We start from the raw sequence: 1,524 nt of genomic DNA, 5'->3' as shown, positions 1-1,524 counted from the left end.
CGCGAGTTCGAATCTCGTTTCCCGCTTAATAATATATAAATATTTATTAAAAAATTTTTTTTAAAAAAATATGTCTATTAAAATTTTACCTAAAAATATAATAAAAAAAATAGCTGCAGGTGAAGTAATAGACAGACCAGCGACTATAGTTAAAGAATTAATTGAAAATAGTATTGATGCAAAAGCATCACAAATAAATTTACACATAGAAAAAGGAGGAAAATACATTTATATAAATGATAATGGTATAGGTATGAATAAAAAAAATTTGATTTTATGTATAAAAAAATATGCTACAAGTAAAATAAATAATTTAGATAGTTTTAATTTTTTGAATAGTTTTGGTTTTAGAGGAGAAGCTTTAACTAGTATAAAATCCGTATCTAGAATGACTATCATATCTAAAACATTAAAACAACCATTTGCATGGCAATTATATACAGAAGGATTTAATGAACAAATATTTTCTTTAAATCCTATTTCTCATCCTATTGGGACAACTATTATTATATCTGATGTTTTTTATAATTTACCTGCAAAAAGATTATGTTTATTAAATGATAAAATAGAATTTATTTATATTAAAAATATTATTAAAAAAATTATTTTAATGAAATTAGGTATAGGTATTAAATTTAAATATCAAAATAAAGTTATTTATAATTTTAAAAAAGTTACAGATAATATTTCTTATATAAATAGAATAAAAGTTATTTTTGGTAATAATTTTTTAAAAAATTCATTAGAAATTAATGCAAATTACAAAAAATTAAAATTATATGGAAGAATAATGATTTTTGATAAAAAAAAAAAACCAAATAATTTATTTAAATATTTTTATGTAAATAATCGTATTATAAATAATAATTTTTTATATCGTACAATTAAAGAAACAATTCAAAATAAATTTAATCAAAACTATATTTTTTCTTTTTTATTATATTTAGAAATAGAATCAAATAAAATTGATATAAATATACATCCTAAAAAAACTGATATTCGTTTTTATGATACAATATTAATATATAATTTTATATATAAAAATATTACAAAAATTTTATATAAAAATAATTTTCAAGTAATAAATCAAAATAAAAAAATTTATATTTTAAAAGAAAAAAATGAAATAAATATAAAATATTCTAAATATTCTACTAATACAGAAAGTATTTTAATGAAAAATATAATAAAACAAAAAATAGTTTATTTAGATAATAAACCAAATTTTTATTTTAAAAATTTTGGTAAATTTCTTACAATAATAAAAAATAATTTTATTATTATAAAAAAAAATGATTTTTTGTATTCTATTATAATTAAAACATTATTTCAGTTTTTTTTAAAAAAAAAATTTCAATTAATCTTCCAAAATAAAAATATTATCAATAATTTTAAAATAAATATTAAAATTAATATAACAAAAAAAGAATATTCATTTTTATATAAAATAAAACAATTTTTATTAAAATTAGGTTTTAATTTTTCATTAAATAATAAAAATGTATTACATATTATGTATGTGCC

Annotated in this window: 1 protein-coding gene and 1 tRNA gene (1 of these 2 only partly in view); both read left to right on the top strand. The window is 14.9% G+C overall.

Going from position 1 to position 1,524, the window contains the following annotated elements:
- Nucleotides 1–26: transfer RNA gene (locus GJT96_RS02320), tRNA-Gly, on the top strand (it extends 146 nt beyond the left edge of the window).
- Nucleotides 27–70: 44 nt separating this feature from the next.
- Nucleotides 71–1,524 (top strand): DNA mismatch repair endonuclease MutL (mutL, locus tag GJT96_RS00845; protein WP_169780358.1); only part of this gene is annotated, 1,454 nt, incomplete at its 3' end.

This window comes from Enterobacteriaceae endosymbiont of Donacia piscatrix, from assembly GCF_012569525.1.
Lineage (GTDB): Bacteria > Pseudomonadota > Gammaproteobacteria > Enterobacterales > Enterobacteriaceae.
This window is presented reverse-complemented; position numbering and strand designations above follow the sequence as displayed.